Here is a 24,147-nt window from a genome sequence, read left to right on the forward strand (position 1 = left end):
CACCCAGTAAATCAGGCAAACGGGGAGGAGAACCCTTGTCCATCGATCTGAAGACGCTGAAGCTGACGCCGCGCCGCCAGACATTCAGCCATATCGCCCGCCGCTTCGGCGAGGACCGTCCGGCAAGCCGCTATGAAGAGGGCATGCTGGACGTTCAGGCCACGGCGCATTTCCACTACCGGCCTTTCTGGGAGCCGGAGATGGAGCTTTACGATCCGCGCCGCACCGCCATCGCCATGGCCGACTGGTATGCGCTGCGCGATCCGCGCCAGTTCTACTACGCCACCTACAACATCTCCCGCGCCGGCATGCGCGAGGCGGCCCAGCACAATATCGACTTCGTCGAGAAGCGCCGCCTGCTGGACAAGATCGAGCCGGAATGGCGGCAGAAGGTGGAGGACTACCTCCTGCCGCTTCGACATGTCGCCTGGGGCGCCAATATGAACGCCACGCAGATCTGCGACCGCGGCTACGGCACGGCGGTGACGGCGCCGTCGATGTTTGCGGCCGGCGACCAGCTCGGCATCGCCCAACTGATCGGCCAGATCGGCATGGACATGGCCGGCGGCACGGGCGAGGCGCTCGACGCGGCCAAGGAGAAATGGCTGGACGCCCCCTACTGGCAGGGCATGCGCCGCCTGGTCGAGGACACGCTGGTGGTCAGGGACTGGTTCGAGCTGTTCGTGGCGCAGAACATCGCCATCGACGGACTTCTCTACCCGCTGGTCTATACGGCGTTTGACGAGGAAGGCCAGAAGCATGGGGCAACCGCCGTCTCCATGGTGACCGAGTTCATGGTCGAATGGTTTGCCGACCAGAGCCGCTGGGCCGATGCGGTGATCCGCCGGGCCGCCGAGGAGAGCGACGCCAATACGCATCTGCTTGGAGAATGGTATCGCTTCTGGCGCGACCGCACGGCCGAGGCGCTGGCGCCGCTTGCCGCGCATGTTCTGGGCGACGCCGGAAAGCCGGCGCTTGCCGACCTCGTTTCCGAGCTCGACGGCCGCGCCGGTCGCCTCGGCCTTGCCGCCTGAAGGAGAACCGACATGGCACAGCTCGTATCGATCACGCTCCAGGACACCAATGACGGCCGGATGATCGCGGACGCGATCCGGCAGGACAATCCGGGCGTGGAAACGCTCTCCATGCCCGGCGCGCTGAAGCTGGACCGCGCCGGCGACCTCGTCATCCGCGCCTCCACCGTTTCCGAGAAGCTCGGGCGCGAATGGGATCCGCAGGAAATTCACATGACCATGATTTCCATGGCCGGCAATCTGGACGAGGACGATGACTATTTCGCCCTCTCCTGGAACCGTTGAGAGGGGAAAGAAGACAATGGCAAAGAAACTCGGCCTCAAGCAGCGCTACGCGCTTCTCACCCGCGGCCTTGACTGGCAGACCACCTATCAGCCGATGGACAAGGTCTTCCCCGAGGCGACCTTCGAGGGCATCAAGATCCGCGACTGGGACAAGTGGCAGGATCCCTTCCGCCTCACCATGGACGCCTACTGGAAATTCCAGTCGGAAAAGGAGCGCAAGCTCTACGCCGTTCTCGACAGCTTCGCCCAGAACAACGGCCAGCTCGGCCTTTCTGAGGCGCGCTATCTGAACGCCGTGAAGCTGTTCCTGACCGGCGTCTCGCCGCTCGAATATCAGGCCCATCGCGGCTTCGCCCATGCCGGCCGCCAGCTTCCGGGCGTCGGCCCGCGTATTGCCGCGCAGATGCAGTCGCTCGACGAGCTGCGCCACGCCCAGACGCAGATCCACACGATCTCGCACTACAACAAGTTCTTCGACGGCCTGCACGAATTCCCGCATATGCATGACCGGGTCTGGTACCTGTCCGTGCCGAAGTCCTTCTTCGACGACGCCCGCACCGCCGGCCCGTTCGAGTTCATGATCGCGATCGGCTTCGCGTTCGAATATGTGCTGACCAACCTGCTCTTCGTTCCCTTCATGTCCGGCGCGGCCTATAATGGCGACATGGCGACCGTGACCTTCGGCTTTTCCGCCCAGTCGGATGAAAGCCGGCACATGACGCTCGGCATCGAGGTGATCAAGTTCCTGCTGGAACAGCACCCCGACAACCTGCCGATCGTGCAGCGCTGGGTCGATAAGTGGTTCTGGCGCGGCTACAAGGTGCTGAGCCTCGTCGCGATGATGATGGACTACATGCTGCCCAAGCGCATCATGTCGTGGAAGGAAGCCTGGGAGATCTATTTCGTCCAGGCCGGCGGCGCGCTGTTCGAGGATCTCGCCCGCTACGGCCTGCGTCCGCCGAAATATCACGAGCAGGCGACCGCGGAAGCCGATCACCTGTCGCACCAGAACTGGTCGATCTTCTACAACTACACCCAGGCCGCCGCCTTCCACACCTGGTTGCCGGATGCTCAGGAGATGGGCTGGCTTTCGGAGAAGTATCCGGACACGTTCGACAAGTATTACCGGCCGCGCTACGAACAGTGGCGCAAGATGGAGGCGGACGGCAAGCGCTTCTACAACAATGCCCTGCCGCAGCTCTGCAATTGCTGCCAGATACCCATGGGCTACACCGAGCCCGGCGATCCGAACACGATCTCGTTCCGCGAAAGCACCTACAAGGGCGAGCGCTACCACTTCTGCTCCGATGGCTGCAAGGACATATTCGACCACGAGCCGGAGAAATACGCCCAGGCCTGGCTGCCCGTACACCAGATCTTCCAGGGCCATTGCGGCGGAGCCGATCTCGGCGACGTCTTGAAGTGGTACAACATGAATGTCGGCGCCGACAACATGGACCAGTCCGTCTCGCCCGACCAGAAGCTCTGGGAGGAATGGCAGAACGAACGCGCCCGGGTGGCGGCCGAGTAGGCCTGCCCGCCGCATCCGCCCGGCGCATGAGGCGCCGGGCAAGGTCTCATTCGTTTTCAAGGAGGAAACCATGGGCGTTGTCGCTCTTGACCCCGATTATGCCGAAAAGGTCGAAATCCGCGACCGGCTGGAGAATTTCCACGGCAACCAGCTTGTTTACATCCACTGGGAAGAACATCTGATGTTCTGCGCCGCAATCGCCTTTCCCCTGCCGCCGGCCATGCCTTTCGGCGCGATCCTCAGCCAGATCCTGCCGACCTATTACGGCATGCATCCCGATTTCGAGAAGATCGACTGGAGCGCGGTGCGCTGGACGATCGATGGCAAGGAGGCCCATCCCGATCCGGAGAAGTCGCTTGCCGAAAACGGGATCGGCCACAAGTCGCTGATCCGTTTCTGGACGCCGGGCCTTTCCGGCGTCGGCGGCGTTGCGACCGTCTAGGACGGTCATTCAAAGGCAATCGCGCATGGAGAGCACTTCCGGTGAAACCGGGTGTTCTCCAGAAGAATTTGAGGGAGGCGCCCCATGGCCTTCAGGCTGACCGTCGAGCCGATCGGCGAAACCATCGAGGTCCGCGAGGACCAGACCATTCTCGATGCCTGTCTCAGGCAGGGCATCTGGCTGCCGCATGCCTGCGGCCACGGGCTTTGCGGAACCTGCAAGGTCGACGTGCTGGAGGGTGAGGTCGACCATGCCGACGCCTCCTCCTTCGCGCTCATGGATTTCGAGCGCGAGGACGGCAAGACGCTCGCCTGCTGCGCGCGGCTGACGGAAGACGTGGTGATAGAGGCTGAAATCGACGAGGATGAGGATGCCGAGCACATTCCGATCCGCGACTTCTCGGCAACGGTCACGAGGATCGTTGACCTCACCCCCGACATCAAGGGCATCTGGCTGGCCATCGACGGCGAGCCGATTCGCTTCCAGCCGGGCCAGTACGTCAATCTGACCGTGCCGGGCGTCGAGGGCCCGCGCGCCTTCTCCATCGCCTCAAGCCCCCAAGACGGCGCGACGATCGAACTCAACGTGCGCAAGGTGCCGGGCGGCAAGGCAACGCCGCTTCTGCACGAGACCCTCAAAGAGGGCGATCATCTTTCGTTTACAGGTCCTTACGGTCAATTCTTCACCCGACGCTCGCGCGGCGGCACGCAGATCTTCGTCGGCGGAGGCAGCGGGCTTTCCAGCCCGAAATCCATGGTGCTCGATCTTCTGGAAAGCGGCTGGGACGAGCCCGTCTACCTGTTCCACGGCGCGCGCGGCCTGAAGGATCTCTACTACCGCGACCTGTTCGAGACGCTCGCCGCCGAGCACGGCAATTTCCGCTACGTTCCGGCGTTGTCCGAACCCGACCCCGGCGACGGGTGGCAGGGCGAGACCGGCTTCATCCATGAGGCGCTGCAGCGCGCCTTTCCCGACGGTTTCGCCGACATGACCGCCTATCTCTGCGGGCCGCCGCCGATGATCGAGGCGACCATCCGCACGCTGATGCGCGGTTTTCTGTTCGAAGAAGGAATCTTTACCGAAAAATTCCTGACGGGGGCCGACGAGGACAGGATCAAAAGCCCGGTCTTCCGCCGCATCTGACAGACGGGAACGCGCGGCGGAGTTCAGAGCGTTGCGGCGATCCAGCTGACAATGTCCGCCTGGACATCGGCAAACGCCTTGTCGAGGGCGGCAACGAGCACGCCGCTGGAAGCGGACGGGTTGACGCCGACGCTGCTTTCAAACAGGCGCTGGGCCCTGACGACGCCGGTGCGGTCATCGAGGAGCTTGACCGAGAGCACTACGTCCGCCGTCCCCGGCCCCGCCGCGTCGATCGCGAATTCGCGGATCTCCACCACCACCTGATAGTCGATCGCAAGCCCCTGCCCCGGCATGCCGACGCCGCCGAAGAGGCCGGTGTTCTCCAGCCCCGCAACGAGCCGCGCCTGAACCACGGCCGGCAGAAGATCGCTCCACTGGGCATTCGCCAGATAACGAAGCTCGGAACCGGAGAGCCTGACCACGATGCCGCGATTGTCGAGCACCTGGATGGCCGACGGCGTCGGCACCAGCAGCTGGAGCCGCGCCGTGCGCGCGCGCTCGGCCGTCACCGGGCTCGCCGCCCGTGCCGTCAGGTCGAACGTATCGCTCGGCGGGCGAAGCGCGCAGCCGCTGAGGCCTGCCGCAAGGAGACCGAGCGCAAAGAGCGGCCCTACCAGCGCTCCGGCTTTTTCTCTCGCGGCAAAAAACATGCTTCCGTCCTTCCTGGGACCTGCTAATCCATTCATTTCAATGAAGTAAGGCATAAGAACCGGATTGCAAAGATCCTGATAGCGACTTTCTCCCGCCCGGGCGCGCTTTCGGCGGGCCTCTTTCAGATTCGCGCAACCAGGCCTTGAACCTCAATAGCGATTGCGACCGTCATAGGTCTTCATGGTATCCGTACCGAAAATGAACTGTTGCGGATCGTTGCTGATGGAATTGATCGTCCGGTTGAGGTTGTCGACCGTCCGGCGCGTATCGGACACCAACGCGCGGACATCGCGCAGTCCGGAGCCCGAGAAATTCTCGAGGTTCGCGGTGATCGGCCCGATGCGGGCATTCAGCGTTTCGGCGGCCTGCTGCACCGCAGCCAGGGTCTGGCGGGCCTGATCGGACAGCGATTCGACATTGTCGGATCCCAGCAGGTTATCGACCTTCACCAGCACGTCATTGACGCGCGAGGAGGCCTCGTTGAGCTTGACGGAAAGCTCGCTGATATTGTCGATCGCCGTGTCGATGTTCTGGGTCTTCGAATTCACGCTGTCGGCCACGTCGCGGATCGAGGCCACGGCCTGCTTGGCGTCGGCCATGACCACCGCGAGATCGTCGACGGAGGTGCCGACCTTGTTGGCGTCGATCGCCGAAACAATGGCATCGACTTTCTTGAAGACGTCAAAGGCCTGATCGCCGAAGGTGCTGTAGCTTTCAACCGCTTCGGCGAACTTGGCGATCACATTGTCGAGGTCCTTGGAAGCGACGGCGACATTGGCGGTGATCGTGTTGGCATTGTTGATGATGCTTGCGACCTCGTCCGGATTGACGGCCTTGATCACCTTGTCGAGCGAATCGACCGTCGTCTCGAGCCGGCCGGAGAGACTGTCGACGGTGCGCGACAGTTTGCCGACGGTCTCGAGGAAATCGCCGATCTCGTCGGAATTGTCGGCGAGCGCGCCGGTGAAGGTCTCGACATTGCTGACCGTCTTGGTCAGCGTCGGGGATATGTCCTCGACCAGCGTCTGAACATCGCTCGCCGTCGAATCGATCCGTTTCATGATCCGGTCGGCCGTCGTCAGCAGGTTGGAAAGACTGGACTTGTCGGCCGTCAGTTCGGCGGGCTGGTCGTTCTTCAGCGCTTCCTGCAGGATGTTCGGTCCGTCCTGGCCGTTGGCGGCAAGTTCGATATAGCCGGTTCCCGTCAGGCCCTGAAGCTCAAGCTTGGCGGTGGTGCTGTCATGAACCGGCGTATCCGCCTTCACCTCGGTGCGGGCGATGGTGAAGCGCGGGTCCTCCGGGTCAATTTCCAGAGCCTTGATCGAGCCGACCTGGATGCCGTTGAAACGCACGGCGGAGCCGACGCTGAGGCCGTTGGCCGAGCCCGGAATGCGCACGATCAGTTCGGCGATCGGTCCCTGCCGGCCGTATTCCTGCAGCCAGAACACGAAGCCGGCGGCCGAGGCCAGCACCAGCAGTACGAAAAAACCGACAATGGTATAGTTAGCTTTGGTTTCCATGCCTGCCCGTCAACGCTGTTCTTGGCCATCTGCGGCGTTTTCGAAAATAGCGCGGGACCTCTTGCCCCTGAAATAACTCTGGACCCACGGGTCATCGAAGGCGAGCATCTTGTCGAGCGTTCCCTCGACCAGCACCTTCTTCCTTCCAAGCACCGCAATCCTGTCACATACGGCGTGCAGGCTGTCGAGGTCGTGAGTCACCATATAGACCGTAAGGCCGAGCGTGTCACGCAGCCGGCCGATCAGTTCATCGAACTCAGCCGCGCCGATCGGATCAAGCCCCGACGTCGGCTCGTCGAGAAACACCAGATCCGGGTCGAGCGCCAGCGCCCGGGCAAGCGCCGCGCGCTTGATCATGCCACCGGAAAGCTCCGAGGGATAACGCTCCGCCGCCTCGGGCCTCAAGCCCACCATCTCGATCTTCAGCCGTGCGAGATCATCCATCATCGCCTTGGGCAGATCGAGATATTCCCGCATCGGCACCTGCACGTTTTCAAGAACGGTAAGGCCGGAAAACAGCGCCCCCTGCTGGAACAGGACGCCGACGCGCATATCGACCGCGAGCCTGTCCTCAAAGCTCAGATTGTCGAAATCCCTGCCGAAAATCGAGATCGTGCCCGCCTGGCGCGCATTCAGCCTCAGCACCGTGCGCATCAGTACCGACTTGCCCGTGCCCGACCCGCCGACGAAGCCGAGAATTTCGCCGCGATAGACGTCGAGATCGAGATTTTCGAGCACGGTCGGACCGCCGAAACCGACGGTGAGCCCGCGCACGCTCAGAATGGTCTCGCGGTCTTCTTCCGTTCTGCTGTCGACCTCACCGTTCACCGCCTGCTCCTCAATAATCGATCGCCGCGTAGAAAATGGCGAAGATGCCGTCGGCGAGGATCACCACGAAGATCGACTTCACCACCGACGCCGTCACCTTCTGACCCAGGGATTCGGCGCTGCCGCCGACCTTCATGCCCTCAAGCGCCGCGATGATGGCGATGATCAGCGCCATGACAGGGGCCTTCAGCATCCCCGAGATCACGTCCGCCATATCGACGGCCTCGTGGAAGCGCTGCATGAAGGTCTCGAGCGTGATCCCGGAATAGACATCGAGCACCACCACCGCGCCGGCAAGCGCGGCGAAGTTGGCGAGAATCGTCAGAAGCGGCAGCGCGATCAGGAGCGCCACCATGCGCGGAAACACCAGAACGGAGACCGGATCGAAGCCCATCACCCTCAGCGCGTCAATCTCCTCGCGCATGCGCATGGCGCCGATCTCGGCGGTGATCGCGCTGCCGGAGCGTCCGGCGATCATGATCGCGGTCAAGAGCACGCCGATTTCGCGCAATTGCAGAATGCCGACGAGATCGACCACGAAGAGCTCGGCGCCGAAATAGCTGAGCTGGAAGGCGCCTTGCTGGGCAATGATGGCGCCGACGAGGAACGACATCAGCGCAATGATCGGTACGGCGCGCACGCCCATATGGTCGAGCTGCGCCGTGATGGCCGCCATGTTGACGCCGCCGCCCCTGGACAGAAGCGCCTTCAGGCCGAGAAAGAGCGCGCCGAAGAAACCGATCCCGCGGAAGACATCGCGTCCGCCCGCCACCGCCGACCTGCCGACCGGATCGAGAATGATCTCCGGCAGGCTCTTGCGCGGCGTTTCCGACTTTTCCGGCTCCGGCAAGGTTTCCGGAATGGCCTCCATGAGATCGGAAACGCGCGCATCCATTCCGGCGACTTCGGTCTCGAAACCGGCAGCCCTGCATTCGGCCTGCACCTCGCGCACCAGCCAGGCGCCGGCCGTGTCGAGCCGCTCCAGCCCGGAAAGGTCGACCACCGCCGTGCCGCCCCGCCCTTTCAGCCGTCCGGCCAGCTGATCGATCTCGCCGCTCAGCGGGCGCGCATTGCGAACCGTCCAGAACCCCTGCAGAAAAAGGGTTGTGGTCGTTTCGCCGTCGCCGGGCGCAACCGTCAGGGAGGCTTTCGTTTCGTCCGCGTTCTGCAAATGCAAGTATCCAGTGTTCCGCGCCGGTGCGACGCCGCATCGGCCCCGGCGCAAAATGCCTCGTCCGCCATGGCAGCGGGACATCGGCCGAACCATCGCAAGCCGGAAGACCCGAGATCGTGACGATCGAGCGCGATCATGACCTTTGTTAGGCTTTTCATGCCGGGAAAGAGATTGCAAGTCTTTTGAATGATATAGAGCGTCCACCGCGAAAGTGGAGTCTGTATTGTCCGTTGACCCATCTATCGGCCGATGCAACAGATCTGCATCGATGCGGTCAATTCCGCGGATTGAAAGCCCGGGATTGCCCGACTGTCGAAGGCTTGCGGCATGCGCGGTTTTTTTTTGCAAACGCCCCGGCCTGAAGACGTACAGCCGCGAAGGCGCGATAGGGAGGCTCCGGTCAGGCCGCGCGGCCCTTGGCCTTGGCCGCCATGATCAGCGGCGCGATATCGGCATCGTCCGCCTCCTGCGGCTCGTCTTCGGCCACGCCCTCGATCTTATGCCAGTTGATCAGTTCGAACGTGCCGTCGAAATGCTCGGCCACCGCGGTGCAGCTTTCCACCCAGTCGCCGGTGTTGATGTAGCGGATGCCGTCCATGTCTTCCATCACCGCATGGTGGATATGGCCGCAGATGACGCCGTCGACCTCGTTCCTGCGCGCCTCTTCCACGACCACGCGCTGGAACTCTCCGATGAAATTGACGGCATGCTTGACCTGCAGCTTGGCCCAGGCGGAAAATGACCAGTAGGGCATGCCGAGCTTGCGGCGCACGGCCGCCAGCACCTGGTTGATGGCGATCGCGGCATCATAGGCCCAGTCGCCGAGATAGGCGACGATGCGCGCATGGCGAACGACGACATCGAACTCATCACCGTGGATGACGAGGTATTTCTTGCCGTCGGCGGCTTCGAAGATCATCCGCTCGGCAACTTCGACGCCGCCGAAATGCGTGCCGGGAAAATCCCGCAGGAACTCGTCGTGATTGCCCGGAATATAGACGATGCGCGTGCCCTTGCGCGCCTTGCGCAGCATTTTCTGCACTACGTCGTTGAAGGGCTGCGGCCAGTACCAGCTGCGCTTCAGCCGCCAGCCGTCGATGATGTCGCCGACGAGCACGATCGTCTCGGCGTCGTGGTGGCGCATGAAATCAAGCAGGAAATCCGCCTTGGCGGCCTTCGACCCCAAATGAAGGTCGGAAATGAAAAGCGTTCTGAACTGTCTGGGTTCCATCGCCTCAACCCGCCATAGCCCCCGGCGGCCTCTGTGCATCCATGGATGGCACCCTTAAAACACGAGTCGTATTTCAGCTTGATGACAGGCCGGCGCGGCCGACATGCTCAGACGGGGAAATAGCGGACATAGGCGAAGGCCGCGCCGTCGGGCGCCCAGTTGGGCGAGTTCATCGTGCCCTGGCCGCCGAAGAGCGCGAAAAGCGTCGTCAGATTGCCGCCATCGGGGTCCATCACGCGCACCCGGACATCCTTGTCGCGCGGATGATCAAAAACATCCGGCTCATAGGAAATCAGGATCACGCGGTCGTTCTTCGGCGAGGGATGGGCGAACCAGTTGCCGGCATTGTCGAATGTCACCTGCTCAAGCCCGGTGCCATCGGGATGAATGCGCCAGATCTGCATCAGGCCGGTGCGCGACGAGTTGAAATAGATCCATTCACCGTCGAAACTGTAGTCCGGCCCGTCATTGCGGCCTTCACCGTGGGTCAGGCGCGTCTCCTCGCCGCCATCGGCTGCGATCGTATAGATATCGAAGACGTCATCGCGGATCCCGCAATAGGCAAAGCGGGCGCCGTCCGGCGACCAGCCGTGCCAGTAGGACGGCAGGTTGCGCGTCACCAGCTTCGGTGCGCCGCCCGACGCCGGCAGCGTGTAGATCGCCGATTTGCCGAATTCGCACTTGTCGGAGACGGCAATCGTCTTTCCGTCCGGCGAAATGCCGTGGTCATTGTTGCACTGTTCGGCAAAGCCGGTGTCGATTGTCTCGAGACGCGGCGCGCCTACCAGAGGCAGGCGGTACATCAACCCGTCGCTGTTGACCATCAGATAGCGCCCGTCCGGCGACCAGTTGGGCGCCTCGATCAGGTCGTCCGACTGGAACACCACGCGCTGTTCGCCCGTGGCGAAATCATAAATCTCAACTGAACTGCGCATTAGCCCCTCCCCGAACTGGACTTCCTATCGATCGCGGAAGCGGTTGGTGATCGGGTAACGCCGGTCGCGCCCGAAATTCTTGCGCGTGATCTTCACGCCGGGCGCGGACTGGCGCCGCTTGTATTCCGCGATGTAGAGCAGATGTTCGATCCGGTGCACCGTTTCCGCGTCATGGCCCCGGGCGACAATGGCCTCCACGGACATCTCGCGCTCCACCAGGCATTCAAGAATGTCATCGAGCACCGGATAGGGCGGCAGCGAATCCTGGTCCGTCTGGTTCGGCCGAAGCTCCGCCGACGGCGTCTTGTCGATGATGTTCTGTGGAATGGCGTTCGTCTCCGGCCCGTGCATGCCTTCCGGCCGCTCGGTGTTGCGCCATGCGGCAACGGCGTAGACCTGCATCTTGTAGAGGTCCTTGATCGGGTTGAAGCCGCCGTTCATATCGCCGTAGAGCGTGGCGTAGCCGACCGACATTTCCGACTTGTTGCCCGTCGTCACCACCATGGCGCCGAACTTGTTCGAAATCGCCATCAGGATCGTGCCGCGCGTGCGGCTCTGCAGGTTTTCCTCGGTGATCCCTTCCTCGGTGCCCTCGAACATGGTCTCCAGCGCGGAGAGGAAGCCGGTGACCGGCTCCTCGATCGCGACGACATCATAGCGGCAGCCGAGCGCCTTGGCGCAGGCCGCGGCATCGGAAAGCGATTCCTCGGAGGTGTAGCGATAGGGCAGCATCACGCAGTGCACGCGCTCAGCGCCGAGCGCATCAACGGCAATCGCGGCACAGATTGCCGAGTCGATGCCCCCGGAAAGGCCGAGCACCACGCTCTTGAAGCCGTTCTTGTTCACGTAGTCGGCAAAGCCGAGCACGCAGGCACGGTAGTCGGAGGCCTCGCCGATCGGCAGTGCGGCCACCTTGCCGCCGACGATGCGCCAGCCATCCGCGCCGCGTTCCCATTCGGAGATCGTGATATCCTCGACGAATTGCGGCATCTGGAAGGCGAGCGTCCTGTCGGCGTTGAAGCCGAAACTGCCGCCGTCGAAGACCAGTTCGTCCTGACCGCCGAGCGTATTGAGATAGACGAGCGGCAGGCCGGTCTCGATCACCTGTTTCAGCACCACCTGGTGGCGCACGTCGACCTTGCCGCGATAATAGGGCGAGCCATTGGGCGACAGAAGCAGTTCCGCGCCGCTTTCGGCAAGCGTCTCGCACACGCCGAGATCGCCCCAGATATCCTCGCAGATCGGTATGCCGATCCTGACGCCGCGGAAATTCACCGGCCCCGGCATTTCGCCCGGCACGAAGACGCGCTTTTCGTCGAACTCACCATAGTTCGGCAGGTCGACCTTGTCGCGGATGGCGATGATCTCGCCGCCGTCCAGCACGGCAACCGAATTGTGCCTTCCGGCCTCGCCCTTGCGCGGATAGCCGACGATCACGCCCGGTCCGCCGTCGGCGGTATCGGCGGCAAGCGCCTCGACCGCCTTCTGACAGGCGGCGAGAAAGGCCGGCTTCATCACCAGGTCTTCGGGCTGATAGCCGGAAATGAAGAGCTCGGTGGACAACACCAGATCAGCGCCGGCCTGTGCGGCCTTCCTGCGCGCGGCGCGCAGCTTCTCAAGATTGCCGGCGATATCGCCGACCGTCGGGTTGAGCTGGGCGAGAGCGATTTTGAGGCTGTCCATGGCAATTCCACCTTTCAGGTCTGCAGGGATGGACACCATGTTTTGGGGGAAAAATCAAATCGGAAAAAGGCGGCGGCCTGAATAAGACCCGGAAGATGGCCTCTGACAATCTCTCCCCTTGAGGGAGAGAGGCCCCGACAGGGGGCAGAGAGGGGTGACCCTCTCGGCAAATTCGAAGCTTGCGGTTTTTAGGGCTTACGCCCTTTACCCCTCTCTGTCGCTTCCGCGACATCTCCCCCTCAAGGGGGGGGGATTGTTGGGGGGGGGGCTATGCGGCTATGCGCCCTAACAGCTGACAGCCCTCACCCATTGATCGCGAGCTTCTTTTCCTCGTAAGCCGTCTTCATGCGCTCGGCGAGCAGGAAGGCGAGTTCCAGCGCCTGGTCGGCATTGAGACGCGGGTCACAATGGGTGTGGTAGCGGTCGTGCAGATCCTCGCCCGTCAGCGCCCAGGCGCCGCCGGTGCACTCCGTCACGTTCTTGCCTGTCATTTCGACGTGGATGCCGCCGGGATAGGAGCCTTCGGCGCGGTGGATCTGGAAGAAGCTCTCGACTTCCGACAGAATCCGCTCAAAGGGCCGCGTCTTGTAGGAATTGAGCGTGATCGTGTTGCCGTGCATCGGATCGCAGGACCACACCACCTTCTTGCCCTCGCGCTCGACGGCGCGGATGAGGCGCGGCAGGTGATCGGCAACCTTGTCGTGACCGAAACGGCAGATCAGCGTCAAACGTCCGGCTTCGTTTTCCGGGTTCAGCGTATCGATCAGCCGCAGCAGGTCATCCTCGGCGAGCGACGGACCGCATTTGAGGCCGAGCGGGTTCTTGATGCCGCGCACATATTCGATATGGGCGTGATCGGCCTGGCGGGTCCGGTCGCCGACCCAGATCATGTGGCCGGAGGTCGCATACCAGTCGCCGGAGGTCGAATCGACGCGCGTCAGCGCTTCCTCATAGCCAAGCAGAAGCGCCTCATGGCTGGTGAAGAAATCGGTCTCGCTCAGAGCGTGGTTTTCCGCCGCCGTGATGCCGATGGCGCGCATGAAGGACATTGTCTCTGAAAGCCGGTCGGCGAGCTTCTGGTAGCGTTCGCCCTGGGGGCTGTCCTTGACGAAGCCGAGCATCCACTGATGCACGTTTTCCAGATTGGCGTAGCCGCCCATGGAAAAGGCGCGCAGGAGGTTCAGCGTCGCCGCCGACTGGCGATAGGCCATCAGCTGGCGCTGCGGATCGGGAACGCGCGCCTCCTCGGTGAAATCAATGCCGTTGATGATGTCGCCGCGATAGCTCGGCAGCGTCACGCCATTGATCGTCTCGTTCGGCGAGGAACGCGGCTTGGCGAACTGGCCGGCAATGCGGCCGACCTTGACGACGGGCTGCTGCGCGCCGAAAGTCAGCACGACGGCCATCTGCAGGAAGGCGCGGAAGAAGTCGCGGATCGTGTCGGCGCCATGCTCGGCAAAGCTTTCGGCGCAGTCGCCGCCCTGCAGCAGAAAACCGCGACCCTCGGCGACTTCGCCGAGCGCGCGCTTCAGCCGCCGCGCCTCGCCGGCAAACACCAGCGGGGGATAGGTCGCGAGCGCTGCTTCAGCCTCGGCGAGCTTCTCCGCATCAGGATAATCCGGCACCTGCAGAATGGGCTTCCTGCGCCAGCTACCCGGTGTCCAGTTCGTTGCACTATCCATGTCGTTCACCTGTCCTTGCCGTCCGACTGAGATCAGCCGGACATGCCTCACTCCCGATTTTGGCGCGCTTATAGACGTTTCTCGCTTTTTTGTATACCCGCGCGTCAACCACCCGTTCGGCCGGCGAGCAGCGCGTCGTTTTCCCGGATGAAGGCGGCCAGGCGCTCGATCACGGTGCGCACTTCCGGGCGGTGTCGGTCGTCGTCATTGGCGACGATGAAAAGCGGATGGGTGAGTTCGTCGATGATGCCGCCGACGCGTTCAAGCACGGGGTTCGTATCGCCGAGATAAACGGGCAGAACCCCCTGCCCCGCGCCGGCAGCGACGAGCCGGACGAGAAGGTCGCGATCCTCCGTCCAGGTGGTGATCGCCGATTCCCTGTTTTCGAAGACCCACCGGTCCGAGGCCGAGACGGCAGAGCCGGTGCCCATGGAAACCCAGGGAGCATCGTCACCGGCAAGGTTATGACGGCGATAGACCGCATAGGCCATGGTGCCCGCGCGGCGGACCGCCAGATTGCCGCTGTCGGGCCTTGCCGCAAGCACTGCGACATCGGCCTCGCGAAAGGCGAGCGCCAGCGACGGCGCGGCCGCGGCAAGGCATATGCGAAAGCCATCCTCCGGCCCCTTTATCCGAAGCACATGATCGGCCGCGAAACCCGCAAGCCAGCTGTCGACGGCGATCGACACCCAGGGCATGGCAAAGGCCTCGCCATGCCAGTCGGCAATCGCGTCAGCCACCGCCTGCATGCCGCTGACGCGCTCGAACAGCACTTCGCCGTCATGGGCCAGCCGATAGCCGCGCTGGGAGCGCAGAAACAGCGAGCGGCCGAGCGTGCGCTCCAGCGCCAGCATGCGCCGGCCGATGGTGGGCGCGGACAAGCCCGTGCGCTGGGCCGCGGCGCTGAGGCCGCCGAGCTCCGCGACCACATGAAAAAGCTGAAGATCATCCCAGTTCGGATCCGCCATCGCTGCCTGTTCCCGAAAGTCCTGAATGCCGGCCCAGTCTACACCACCGGCGATACGGATGAATCGTTCACGGCTGAAACAGACACTTCATCCACGCTTCTACAGCCGTCGTCCGGAACCGCCTAGGTCTTGGAAGCACCGCAGAAACGGGTGCCGAACCGACGGGAGTAACGACATGATCGACTGGCTTTCAATTACTCGACGCGCGGAATTCAAGCCGCGTCCCTCGCTCGCCGACCCGCTGGAGGGCGAAGACTGGCGCGGCCACCTGTGGGCTGCCGCCCTCATCAGCCGCATCATGCGCCGGCGATAGGCGATCCGGTGCTCACTGAAGCACCGGGCCGCCCGATATCAGACCCGCTCGCCGTTCTTCACCCGATAGGACGGGTTGTACATGGTCACGAGCTCTTCGGTCGCCGTCGGATGAACCGCCATGGTGCGGTCGAAATCATCCTTGGTGCAGCCGCCCTTCAGCGCCACGCCGATCAGCTGCGCCATCTCGCCGGCCTCATGGCCGAGAATATGGGCGCCGACAACCTTGCGATCGGCGGCGTTGACGATCAGCTTCATCACCGTCTTCTCGTCACGGCCGGACAGCGTCGCCTTCATCGGCCGGAATTTCGCCAGATAGACTTCCAGCTCTTCATAGCGCTCGGCAGCAACATCTTCCGGAAGACCGACCGTGCCGATCTCGGGCTGCGAGAACACTGCCGTGGCGATCAGGTCATGGTCCGGTTTCGTCGGGTTGTTCTTGTATTCGGTCTCGATGAAGCACATCGCCTCATGGATGGCGACCGGCGTCAGCTGCACCCGGTCGGTCACGTCGCCGAGCGCGTAGACATAGTCGACATTGGTGCGCGAATAATCATCGACGACGATCGCGCCCTTCGCGTCTGTCTCGACGCCGATGGACTCAAGCCCGAGGCTCTTTGTGTTGGGCAGCCGGCCAAGCGCCATCATCACCTTGTCGACGTTGAACACGTGCCCCTGCTTTGTCTCCGCCTTGAGACGCCCGTCGGCGGCCTGGGACACATCAAGAATGGTGTCGCGGCAGACGACCCGAATACCCTTCTTCTCCATTGCCTCGCGCAAGCTCGTGCGCATGTCCATGTCGAAACCGCGCAGGATTTCCGGGCCGCGATAGATCAAGGTCGTCTCGACGCCGAGGCCGTTGAAGATATTGGCGAATTCGACAGCGATATAACCGCCGCCGGTGATCGCGATCGATTTCGGAAGCTCCTCCAGGTGGAAGGCCTCGTTGGAGGAAATGCAGAGTTCCGAGCCCGGCATCTCCGGGTGCGGATTGGGCGCGCCGCCGACGGCGATCAGGATTTTCTCCGCCGTCACCTCCTGGCCGGAGGCGTTGAGGCGCAGGCGATGTGGCCCGATGATCTCGGCGCGGCTTTCCAGGATTTCGGCGCCGGCATTTTCCAGGCCCTTGCGGTAGAGCCCTTCGAGACGCGCGATCTCCTTGTCCTTGGCGGCGATCAGGTCCGGCCAGGAGAAACGGCGCTCACCCACATGCCAGCCATAGCCCGCGGCATCCTCGAAATGTTCCGGGAACTGTGATGCATAGACGAAGAGCTTCTTCGGCACGCAGCCGCGAATGACGCAGGTGCCGCCGAAGCGGTACTCCTCGGCGATCGCCACCCGCTTGCCAAGCCCCGCTGCAAGCCGCGCGGCGCGCACGCCCCCAGATCCTCCGCCGATAACAAAAAGGTCAAAATCGTAATCGGACATCGGGAGGCTCCTTCTGGACGTCGAGGTTTTGGAAAAGGTCGGGCCTGAATATGGCAATTCGCACCGGAAAAAAAAGACCGAAGGCGAAGCGAGAGCGGACTTGCGATGAAAACGGCAAAGGGCGCGCCGAACGGCGCGCCCTTGAAGAAAAACCACAGCGCGCCGATTACTCGGCGGCCGGAGTCGAACCCGTCTGTTCAGCAATACGCGCGTTCAGCTCCTCCTGGGCCTGCTGGTTCAGGTCGCGGGCAATGCCGCGGGCCCAGATGTCGCCGGCCTGGCTCAGTTCGCGCGCGGCGATCGGGCCGTACTGGATGAACTTCTGGCCGAGATCGGAGTTGTAGAAATCCGCCAGCTTCTGCAACTCTTCCTCGGTGAAGATATTGGCATAGATCTGCGCGCCTTCGTTCTCGAGGTCGGCGCGGCGCGGCGCGAGCGCGATCGCCGTGTCGGTGACGACTTCATCGATCAGCGAATGATAGTTCGGATAGACCTGCGTCATCTGCGACTGCACGAGATCGGCCTGATTCGGCAGGATCTCGTCGAACTGCGAATTGATGCCCAGCGCATTGAGGGCGGCCTTGGCTGCCGCCAGATGCTCGGGCGACACGTCCTGCGCGGCAGCAACGGAAAAGGCGCCAAGTCCCATTACCGTGGCGGCGATGGCCACGGAACGGCCGATCTTGGTGTGAAATCTCATAAAGGACTCCTGTCTACTCGGTTGCTTTGAGTGTGCGCACGCCACCGCCGGATGCCACGACGGCCAGCGTCGCTATATCGATAAACAGCCCGTGCTCCACAACGCCCGGGATGATATTGAGCGCCACGGAAAGAGCCTCTGCATCGGGAATGCGGCCAAATGATGCATCGAGGATATAATGCCCGCCGTCCGTCATGAACGGGCCGTCGCCCGAGCGGCGCAGATCGAGCGATCCGGAAAGATCAAGGCGCGAGGCGGCCTTCTCGATGGCAATGCGCGTGGCGGCAAGTCCGAAGGGCATGACCTCGATCGGCAGCGGAAAGGCGCCGAGTTGGTCGACCACCTTGGTCTCGTCGGCGATCACGATCATCGCCTTGGAGGCCGAAGCCACGATCTTTTCGCGCAGAAGCGCGCCGCCGCCGCCCTTGATCAGGTTCAGCGAGGGATCGATCTCGTCGGCGCCGTCGATGGTCAGGTCAAGTTCGGGCGATTCGTCGAGCGACTTCAGCTCGATCCCGAGTTCGAGGCACTGGCGGGCCGTTGCCTCCGACGTCGGCACGCCGATGACGTTGAAGCCGTTCGCCACTTTCTCGCCGAGCAACGCGATGAATTCACGCGCGGTACTGCCGGTTCCGATGCCGAGACGCATTCCGTCCTCGACGTATTCAAGCGCCGTTTCGGCGGCCTTGATCTTCAATTGACGCGCGTCCATGCGTCACATGCTCCTTCTGATATACGCTAAGGTGTTTACACGCCACAGGCGCTAAACAAAAGTCCTTTTGCAGGAAGCCTCGGCTTCGGCTCTATTGAATAGCATCGCAGCAAGGACACGAATATTGCAAACCACAATCGCGCGCAAACTTCGTGCCGATTGGCTGAGGACCGGCCTTCCCCTCCCGGACGCCGGCCGAAGCGCATCACCCCGGAAGGAAACCGAATGTCATCTCCGCTCGTCATCTTCGATCTGGACGGAACGCTCGTCGACACCGCGCCCGACCTGATCGAGAGTCTCAACCATGCCATCGCGCCGCAAGGCCTGCCGCCCTTCGATATATCGCAATTGCACCAGCTTGTCGGCAAGGGCGTGAAGGTCATGATCGAGCGGGCCTTCGCGTTGCGCGGGACCACGCTTGACGAAGAGACGTTTGAGGCCTGTTTCGACCGCTTCACCACCCACTACCGCGACGGCATGCCCGGCAAGAGCCGCCCCTATCCCGGCACACGCGCGGCGCTCGATCGGCTGAAGGACGGGGGCTTCACGCTTGCCGTCTGCACCAACAAGCGCATGCCGCTGACCATGCCGCTTCTGAGCAGCCTGGACCTTGCCGATTATTTCGATGTCATCACCGGCGGCGACAGTTTCGAATACCGCAAGCCCGATCCGCGCCATGTCCTCGGCACCATCGCGCGCGCCGGCATGGACCCGCAAAACGCGGTGATGATCGGCGACAGCTCGAACGATATCGATGCCGCCAGGGGCGCCGACGTCGCCTCGGTGGCCGTTACCTTCGGCTATGCCGACCGGCCGGTCGAAAGCCTCGGCGCGAACCGGTTGATCAGCCATTTCGACGAACTGACGGCAGCGCTCCTCGAAGAGGTTCTCGGCCGCTGAAGCGGCAACGAAAAAGGCGCGCCGGGAGCATCCGGGCGCGCCTTTCCTTTCAGACGTGTGGTTTTCTGAGCCGATCAACTGCTGGCCTTGCGCGCCCGGCTTTCCGCCTCGAGGGCGCGGTTCAGATACATGTCACGCTCGTAAACGTCGTCATAATACTGAATGTCGCCGGTCGCATCCGGCCAGGCGGTGAAATAGCTGACATAGACCGGGAATTTCTCCGGCACGTCGACCGGCATGTTCTGGCCCGTCGCAATATTGGCCTCGATGTCCGATTCGGGAACGCCCAGCACGGCGGCGGCCATCTTGTTGGGCTCGGCGAGCCGCACGCAGCCGTGGCTGAGGGCGCGGACGTCGCGTTCGAAATAGCTCTTCTGCGGCGTGTCGTGCATGTAGATCGCATGGTCATTGGGGAACAGGATCTTCAGTTGCCCGAGAGCGTTGCGCTCTCCCGGTGGCTGGCGCACGTCGACCATCGGGGCGGCCGCCCAGTTGACCGATGAGGACGACACGCGACGGCCGTTATAGCTCACCTCATAGCCGATCTGGTCGAAATAAGAGGGATTGGCCCTCAGTTTCGGCAGGTACTCATTGACGACGATCGACCGGGGAATGCCCCAATAGGGATTGAACTCGACGGTCTCGATCTCGTCACGGAAGAAATAGGTCTGGTTGCGCGTATTGCCGACAACGACGCGCATGTCAAAGTTCTCGCCGTTGTCGTCGTGATAATAGACGCGGTAGGCCGGCTGGTTGATGAACACATAGCGCGGGCCGAAATCCTCCGGCAGCCACCGCAGCCGCTCCATGGCGGCAACCACCTTGTGCGCCCTGTCGTCATTGGTCTCGACATCGAAGGCCGCGATCGTCTTCGGACCGACGACGCCGTCGACGTAGAGGCCCTGCGCATCCTGGAAGGCGCGCACCAGTTCGACCAGTTCCGGCGTGTATTCGGTTCCGCCGTCATAGGCGTCGAACACATCGGAATGGTCCTGGACGAAGGCTTTGGAGCTCTTGCGCTTGATCGCCTTCACCAGCTTCGGCACATCCTCGTCATTTTCGCCGGGATGGATGAAGACGCCGCTGCGGAACACGATCGGTTCGACATATTCATGGTCGGCGCGCAGCTCCTTCAGCGCCGTCTTGAGCTCGTTGAACCGGTCGCTCTGCGGGTTGTAGCTCTCCATCAGCCCGGCGACGTTCTCGGCCTTTCCGAGCGCATTGATCGCCTCTTCCAGGTCAACGGGATTGCGCGGAAGGTCGTGGAACTCCGAAATCCGGTTGGGGTCGACGCGGCCGCGCCTGGCATCCTGCATATAGGTCAGCACCTTGGCCGAAAGCGCCAGTTCGAAGCGCATCAGTTCGGCCTCGCGCGCGGCCTCGTCATCGGCCAGCGCGAGATCCGGGCGGTTGACCGCATAGTCGGAAGCGTCAAGCCCCCAGGCGTCGGCCTCGGCAAGGACGTCGAGCGCGGCTTCGGCCTTCGGCGTGATCGCATCGTCGGAAACCCAGATCAGCTCGCCGCCATTCGCGTAATAGCCCTCGATCGCCGTCGCGACATCGTCGACGGCCTTGACCCGGGCATCGGTGAGGTAGCGGCGGGGATCATTACCGTCGATCGCGACCATGGTCTCGGCCGGGCCGGCATCGCTCATCGTCTCCGTCTCGAGCGCGGCGACTTCCGTCGACGTCTCGTCCCCTTCCGGCATCACGGTCTCTTCGGCGGAGATGGATCCGGTCACGACCGGATCGCGAATCTCGCTGATCGCGATGAAGCGCGTCGAATCAGCCTTGTAGGTGTAATATTTCGGGGGCGCGACCTTCGGGGCGGAATAGGTGCGCTGCACCTGCTGCTGCTGCTGTTGTTCGACGACCGGCGCCCGGTCAGCCTCCTTGTTTCGGCCGCGCAGAATATCCATCAGTGTCAGGGCGCTGGCGGATGACGGCACGAAGGCTGCCGAAACCGCGGCCGCGACGGCCACCGATGAGACGCGAACTAGAAGCTTGTTGCGCAATTTTTCACCCCGTTAGACAAAACCAAGAATTGAGACCACCTTACCTGCAATGGGCAGATCCCTCCAATAACAATTGTGCTATCGGAAAAGGCCGGCGCGGCTGTGTTGACGAAAAACAACACAACCCCTTTGAAAGTTCCGGATCGGGGTCGCCTGATGTGAACACTATCAGCGCAGCATTAACAGTGCCTTAAGTTCAGGCGCGAGGCATTCCGACGGTATGGAGCCGACCTAAATCGAATAAACTGAAGCGCCTTGTTGACAGATCGGCCTTGAGCGCGCGATTGCATAGCCACGCTTTTCCGGCATGACGTCTTTCAAGTGTGCCCTTCCGCGGGCCGTTGCACTGAGGTGGAGAAAACATGACTGATACCCGCACCGAAACCGATACATTCGGCCCGATCGAAGTGGCGGCAGACCGCTACTGGGGCGCGCAGGCCCAACGTTCGTTGGGCAACTTCAAGATCGGCTGGGAAAAGCAGCCGCTTTCCGTCGTCCGCGCGCTCGGCATCGTCAAGCAGGCCGCCGCCAGGGCAAACATGGCCCTCGGCCGGCTTTCGCCGGAGATCGGCAACGCGATCGTCAAAGCCGCACAGGAAGTCATCGACGGCAAGCTCGACGACCATTTTCCGCTGGTCGTCTGGCAGACGGGTTCGGGCACGCAGTCAAACATGAACGCCAATGAGGTGATCTCCAACCGCGCGATCGAAATGCTCGGCGGCGAGATGGGCTCGAAAAAGCCCGTTCATCCCAATGACCACTGCAATATGAGCCAGTCGTCCAACGACACCTATCCGACGGCCATGCACATCGCCTGCGCCGAGCAGATCGTTCACCACCTCCTGCCGAACCTGAAGCACCTGCAGGAGGCGCTCGCCGCCAAGGAACAGGAATTCAAGGACATCATCAAGATCGGCCGCACGCACACGCAGGACGCGACGCCGCTGACGCTCGGCCAGGAATTTTCCGGCTACACCGCCCAGGTCGCTTCCGCCATCGCCCGCATCGAACTGACGCTGCCGGGACTCTATCAGCTGGCGCAGGGCGGCACGGCCGTCGGCACGGGCCTCAACGCGCCGGTCGGCTTTGCCGAGAAAGTGGCGGAGGAAGTCGCCGAGATCACCGGCCTCCCCTTCATCACCGCGCCGAACAAGTTCGAGGTGCTGGCCGCTCATGATGCGATGGTCTTCGCCCATGGCGCGATCAACGCCGCCGCGATGGCCTGCTTCAAAATCGCCAACGACATTCGTTATCTGGCCTCCGGCCCGCGTTCGGGTCTCGGCGAACTGGCGCTGCCGGAAAACGAGCCCGGCTCCTCGATCATGCCCGGCAAGGTCAACCCGACCCAGAACGAGGCCATGACCCAGGTCTGCGCCCATATCGCCGGCAACCAGGCGGCCATCACCTTTGCCGGCAGCCAGGGCCAGTTCGAGCTCAACGTCTACAATCCGATGATGGCCTACAATTTCCTGCAGTCGGTCCAGCTTCTGGGCGATGCCGCCCGCTCCTTCACGGACCATTGCGTCGTCGGCATCAAGGCGCGCGAGGAAAACATCAAGGCCGGCGTCGAGCGTTCGCTGATGCTGGTGACGGCCCTTGCCCCGAAGATCGGCTACGACAATGCCGCCAAGATCGCCAAGACCGCGCACAGGAACAACACGACGCTGCGCGAGGAAGCCCTGGCAACGGGTCTCGTCACAGGCGAGGAATATGACGAGATCGTCCGGCCGGAACTGATGATTTCGCCGAAATAGGCTTCGATTGACTGAAAATGACCATGGACCCGGCCCGATGGCCGGGTCTTTCGGTTTCCAGAGACAAAACCTCAGTGCGGGAACGCCGTCGAAATCGCCACCAGTCCGAAACCGATCAGGATGCCGCCGGAAATACGCGCCACCCAGCGGGCGAATTCCCTCGGCAGCCGATGACGGATGACGGCGACGAGGCCGCTCAGAAATATCCACCAGAGAAGCGATCCTGCGAATACGCCTGCGACCACGATCGCCGGCGCAATGCCGCCGCCGGCATCGGCAAGGCCGAAACCGGCGAAGATGGCGACGAAGGAGAGGATCGTCGCCGGGTTGGCGATGGTCAGCGCATAGGTCGTGGCAATGGTGCGCGCCAGATCGCCTCTGCCCGCCTTGTCAGGCGCAGGATCCGCGCCGGTCTTGCGCATTTCGCGCCAACCGAGAAAGATCAGGAAGGCGCCGCCGAACAGCGCCAGCGGCGTCGAGATGGTCGCGAGCGCGGCAGAGAATGCAGCAAAGCCCAGCGCTGCCGCTGCACCATAGGATGCATCGGCAAGGGCCGTCCCCAGGCCGCCGGCGACGCCAGCCCAGAAACCGCGGGTGAGCGAGCGGTTGATGCAGAGCGCCCCGATCGGCCCGACGGGTGCGGCAATGGCCAGGCCGACAAGGATCGACTTGAAAAACAACGCAAAAATCATCAAAGGCCTCCATCATCCCGGAAAGAGCGCTCGCGGACGGTGGAGAGCGCAATCGACGTCTCGCTCGCGGCCATATGACCATCCCGTTTCAATTCGCCGAGGAACGGCTCGACGTCGCCGAGAACGGCAAAACGTAGTTTCAGAAGATAAGACCAGCGGCCCGAGACATGGTGGCATTCCAGCACATCGGGATGACGCGCCATGGCCCTGCGGAAGGCGTCCTCATCGGCTTCCGGCGCAAGCAGAACCTGCGCAAACACCAGCACGCTTTCATCCAGCGCCCGGTGACTGACCTCGACGGTGAAGCGCCGGATCACGCCGGTCGCCTGAAGTTTGCGTACGCGCTCGTTGACGGCTGACGGCGAAAGACCAACAGCCGCGCCGATATCAGCGAGCGAGCGCCGCGCGTCTGCGCCAAGCAGATTGATGATGCTGCGATCCGTCCGATCCATGGCGACCTCGTCTCTTCAATGGCGTAAGCGTTGCCACGACGGAGGTGTGCCTGCAACAAAATCTCATGCAAACAA

Annotated in this window: 23 protein-coding genes; 8 read left to right on the plus strand and 15 right to left on the minus strand. The window is 62.7% G+C overall.

From position 1 onward, the window contains the following. Positions 1-35: 35 nt before the first annotated feature. The 5 genes from JET14_RS11645 to JET14_RS11665 all read left to right on the plus strand — a co-directional run bounded on the left by JET14_RS11645 (position 36) and on the right by JET14_RS11665 (position 4,435). Positions 36-1,034, plus strand: a complete 999-nt coding sequence (locus JET14_RS11645; protein ID WP_200333691.1) for an aromatic/alkene monooxygenase hydroxylase subunit beta — start codon at positions 36-38, stop codon at positions 1,032-1,034. Between the two features lie 12 nt (positions 1,035-1,046). Next, positions 1,047-1,319, plus strand: coding sequence for an MmoB/DmpM family protein (locus JET14_RS11650; protein WP_024707682.1), 273 nt, complete (start codon positions 1,047-1,049; stop codon positions 1,317-1,319). A 16-nt stretch (positions 1,320-1,335) separates the two neighbouring features. Then, positions 1,336-2,850 (plus strand): aromatic/alkene/methane monooxygenase hydroxylase/oxygenase subunit alpha, encoded by a 1,515-nt coding sequence (locus JET14_RS11655; RefSeq protein WP_200333693.1) that lies wholly within the window; start codon positions 1,336-1,338, stop codon positions 2,848-2,850. 70 nt (positions 2,851-2,920) lie between these two features. Beyond that, complete coding sequence (locus JET14_RS11660; RefSeq protein WP_200333695.1) at positions 2,921-3,292, plus strand: phenol hydroxylase subunit P4; 372 nt, start codon at positions 2,921-2,923, stop codon at positions 3,290-3,292. Positions 3,293-3,376: 84 nt separating this feature from the next. Beyond that, entirely contained in the window at positions 3,377-4,435 is a 1,059-nt protein-coding gene (locus JET14_RS11665) for an NADH:ubiquinone reductase (Na(+)-transporting) subunit F (RefSeq protein WP_200333696.1), read from the plus strand. 23 nt (positions 4,436-4,458) lie between these two features. Here JET14_RS11665 and JET14_RS11670 read toward each other — a convergent pair whose 3' ends face one another. The 9 genes from JET14_RS11670 to JET14_RS11710 form a co-directional block, all read right to left on the minus strand. Further along, positions 4,459-5,085, minus strand: a complete 627-nt coding sequence (locus JET14_RS11670) for an ABC-type transport auxiliary lipoprotein family protein (protein ID WP_200333697.1) — start codon at positions 5,083-5,085, stop codon at positions 4,459-4,461. A gap of 150 nt (positions 5,086-5,235) precedes the next feature. Next, entirely contained in the window at positions 5,236-6,606 is a 1,371-nt protein-coding gene (locus JET14_RS11675) for an MlaD family protein (protein ID WP_200333698.1), read from the minus strand. A gap of 9 nt (positions 6,607-6,615) precedes the next feature. Next, positions 6,616-7,434: an ABC transporter ATP-binding protein gene (locus JET14_RS11680; RefSeq protein ID WP_200333699.1), complete on the minus strand. Its 819-nt coding sequence runs from the start codon at positions 7,432-7,434 to the stop codon at positions 6,616-6,618. Between the two features lie 10 nt (positions 7,435-7,444). Beyond that, positions 7,445-8,605, minus strand: coding sequence for an ABC transporter permease (locus JET14_RS11685; RefSeq protein ID WP_432443034.1), 1,161 nt, complete (start codon positions 8,603-8,605; stop codon positions 7,445-7,447). Between the two features lie 403 nt (positions 8,606-9,008). Continuing rightward, a complete protein-coding gene (locus JET14_RS11690) occupies positions 9,009-9,839 on the minus strand; it encodes a UDP-2,3-diacylglucosamine diphosphatase (RefSeq protein WP_200333702.1) in 831 nt (276 codons plus the stop codon). 107 nt (positions 9,840-9,946) lie between these two features. After that, positions 9,947-10,774, minus strand: a complete 828-nt coding sequence (locus JET14_RS11695; RefSeq protein ID WP_200333704.1) for a TolB family protein — start codon at positions 10,772-10,774, stop codon at positions 9,947-9,949. 24 nt (positions 10,775-10,798) lie between these two features. Further along, positions 10,799-12,457: an NAD+ synthase gene (locus tag JET14_RS11700; protein WP_200333706.1), complete on the minus strand. Its 1,659-nt coding sequence runs from the start codon at positions 12,455-12,457 to the stop codon at positions 10,799-10,801. A 302-nt stretch (positions 12,458-12,759) separates the two neighbouring features. Continuing rightward, the gene (locus JET14_RS11705) at positions 12,760-14,139 is read right to left on the minus strand and encodes a class II 3-deoxy-7-phosphoheptulonate synthase (protein ID WP_200333707.1); all 1,380 of its coding nucleotides are present in this window, start codon (positions 14,137-14,139) and stop codon (positions 12,760-12,762) included. Between the two features lie 104 nt (positions 14,140-14,243). Then, positions 14,244-15,107 carry a LysR family transcriptional regulator gene (locus JET14_RS11710; protein ID WP_200333708.1) on the minus strand — a complete coding sequence of 288 codons (864 nt, stop codon included), beginning with the start codon at positions 15,105-15,107 and terminating at the stop codon, positions 14,244-14,246. 175 nt (positions 15,108-15,282) lie between these two features. Here JET14_RS11710 and JET14_RS11715 point away from each other — a divergent pair, with 175 nt between their 5' ends. Further along, entirely contained in the window at positions 15,283-15,420 is a 138-nt protein-coding gene (locus tag JET14_RS11715) for a hypothetical protein (protein WP_200333709.1), read from the plus strand. 38 nt (positions 15,421-15,458) lie between these two features. Here the strand turns inward: JET14_RS11715 and gor are convergent, their stop codons facing one another. The 3 genes from gor to rpiA all read right to left on the minus strand — a co-directional run bounded on the left by gor (position 15,459) and on the right by rpiA (position 18,259). Further along, positions 15,459-16,847 carry a glutathione-disulfide reductase gene (gor, locus tag JET14_RS11720; protein WP_200333710.1) on the minus strand — a complete coding sequence of 463 codons (1,389 nt, stop codon included), beginning with the start codon at positions 16,845-16,847 and terminating at the stop codon, positions 15,459-15,461. A 166-nt stretch (positions 16,848-17,013) separates the two neighbouring features. After that, positions 17,014-17,547, minus strand: coding sequence for a DUF2059 domain-containing protein (locus JET14_RS11725; RefSeq protein ID WP_200333711.1), 534 nt, complete (start codon positions 17,545-17,547; stop codon positions 17,014-17,016). 13 nt (positions 17,548-17,560) lie between these two features. Next, complete coding sequence (gene rpiA, locus JET14_RS11730; RefSeq protein WP_200333713.1) at positions 17,561-18,259, minus strand: ribose-5-phosphate isomerase RpiA; 699 nt, start codon at positions 18,257-18,259, stop codon at positions 17,561-17,563. A 225-nt stretch (positions 18,260-18,484) separates the two neighbouring features. On the opposite strand from rpiA, the gene gph reads away from it, so the two are divergent. After that, positions 18,485-19,159, plus strand: coding sequence for a phosphoglycolate phosphatase (gene gph / locus JET14_RS11735; RefSeq protein WP_200333715.1), 675 nt, complete (start codon positions 18,485-18,487; stop codon positions 19,157-19,159). A 74-nt stretch (positions 19,160-19,233) separates the two neighbouring features. Here the strand turns inward: gph and JET14_RS11740 are convergent, their stop codons facing one another. After that, positions 19,234-21,174: a L,D-transpeptidase family protein gene (locus JET14_RS11740; RefSeq protein WP_200333718.1), complete on the minus strand. Its 1,941-nt coding sequence runs from the start codon at positions 21,172-21,174 to the stop codon at positions 19,234-19,236. Positions 21,175-21,536: 362 nt separating this feature from the next. On the opposite strand from JET14_RS11740, the gene fumC reads away from it, so the two are divergent. Beyond that, entirely contained in the window at positions 21,537-22,928 is a 1,392-nt protein-coding gene (gene fumC / locus JET14_RS11745) for a class II fumarate hydratase (protein ID WP_200333720.1), read from the plus strand. Positions 22,929-22,999: 71 nt separating this feature from the next. On the opposite strand, the gene JET14_RS11750 is transcribed toward fumC, so the two are convergent. Together JET14_RS11750 and JET14_RS11755 are read right to left on the minus strand one after the other, a co-directional pair. Further along, positions 23,000-23,620 (minus strand): LysE family translocator, encoded by a 621-nt coding sequence (locus tag JET14_RS11750; protein WP_200333722.1) that lies wholly within the window; start codon positions 23,618-23,620, stop codon positions 23,000-23,002. Further along, positions 23,620-24,072, minus strand: coding sequence for an Lrp/AsnC family transcriptional regulator (locus JET14_RS11755; RefSeq protein WP_138749299.1), 453 nt, complete (start codon positions 24,070-24,072; stop codon positions 23,620-23,622). Before JET14_RS11755 ends, JET14_RS11750 begins: the two co-directional genes overlap by 1 nt. Positions 24,073-24,147: the final 75 nt, after the last annotated feature.

This window comes from Martelella lutilitoris, assembly GCF_016598595.1.
Classification (GTDB): Bacteria; Pseudomonadota; Alphaproteobacteria; order Rhizobiales; family Rhizobiaceae; genus Martelella; species Martelella lutilitoris_A.

Excerpts from the sequence above, each read along its gene's own strand:
- JET14_RS11650 (WP_024707682.1), top strand. The coding sequence starts at position 1,047 with ATGGCACAGCTCGTATCGATCACGCTCCAGGACACCAATGACGGCCGG.
- JET14_RS11655 (WP_200333693.1), top strand. The coding sequence starts at position 1,336 with ATGGCAAAGAAACTCGGCCTCAAGCAGCGCTACGCGCTTCTCACCCGC.
- JET14_RS11660 (WP_200333695.1), top strand. The coding sequence starts at position 2,921 with ATGGGCGTTGTCGCTCTTGACCCCGATTATGCCGAAAAGGTCGAAATC.
- JET14_RS11665 (WP_200333696.1), top strand. The coding sequence starts at position 3,377 with ATGGCCTTCAGGCTGACCGTCGAGCCGATCGGCGAAACCATCGAGGTC.
- JET14_RS11670 (WP_200333697.1), bottom strand. The coding sequence starts at position 5,085 with ATGTTTTTTGCCGCGAGAGAAAAAGCCGGAGCGCTGGTAGGGCCGCTC.
- JET14_RS11675 (WP_200333698.1), bottom strand. The coding sequence starts at position 6,606 with ATGGAAACCAAAGCTAACTATACCATTGTCGGTTTTTTCGTACTGCTG.
- JET14_RS11690 (WP_200333702.1), bottom strand. The coding sequence starts at position 9,839 with ATGGAACCCAGACAGTTCAGAACGCTTTTCATTTCCGACCTTCATTTG.
- JET14_RS11695 (WP_200333704.1), bottom strand. The coding sequence starts at position 10,774 with ATGCGCAGTTCAGTTGAGATTTATGATTTCGCCACGGGCGAACAGCGC.
- JET14_RS11700 (WP_200333706.1), bottom strand. The coding sequence starts at position 12,457 with ATGGACAGCCTCAAAATCGCTCTCGCCCAGCTCAACCCGACGGTCGGC.
- JET14_RS11705 (WP_200333707.1), bottom strand. The coding sequence starts at position 14,139 with ATGGATAGTGCAACGAACTGGACACCGGGTAGCTGGCGCAGGAAGCCC.
- JET14_RS11710 (WP_200333708.1), bottom strand. The coding sequence starts at position 15,107 with ATGGCGGATCCGAACTGGGATGATCTTCAGCTTTTTCATGTGGTCGCG.
- JET14_RS11715 (WP_200333709.1), top strand. The coding sequence starts at position 15,283 with ATGATCGACTGGCTTTCAATTACTCGACGCGCGGAATTCAAGCCGCGT.
- gor (WP_200333710.1), bottom strand. The coding sequence starts at position 16,847 with ATGTCCGATTACGATTTTGACCTTTTTGTTATCGGCGGAGGATCTGGG.
- JET14_RS11725 (WP_200333711.1), bottom strand. The coding sequence starts at position 17,547 with ATGAGATTTCACACCAAGATCGGCCGTTCCGTGGCCATCGCCGCCACG.
- rpiA (WP_200333713.1), bottom strand. The coding sequence starts at position 18,259 with ATGGACGCGCGTCAATTGAAGATCAAGGCCGCCGAAACGGCGCTTGAA.
- gph (WP_200333715.1), top strand. The coding sequence starts at position 18,485 with ATGTCATCTCCGCTCGTCATCTTCGATCTGGACGGAACGCTCGTCGAC.
- fumC (WP_200333720.1), top strand. The coding sequence starts at position 21,537 with ATGACTGATACCCGCACCGAAACCGATACATTCGGCCCGATCGAAGTG.
- JET14_RS11750 (WP_200333722.1), bottom strand. The coding sequence starts at position 23,620 with ATGATTTTTGCGTTGTTTTTCAAGTCGATCCTTGTCGGCCTGGCCATT.
- JET14_RS11755 (WP_138749299.1), bottom strand. The coding sequence starts at position 24,072 with ATGGATCGGACGGATCGCAGCATCATCAATCTGCTTGGCGCAGACGCG.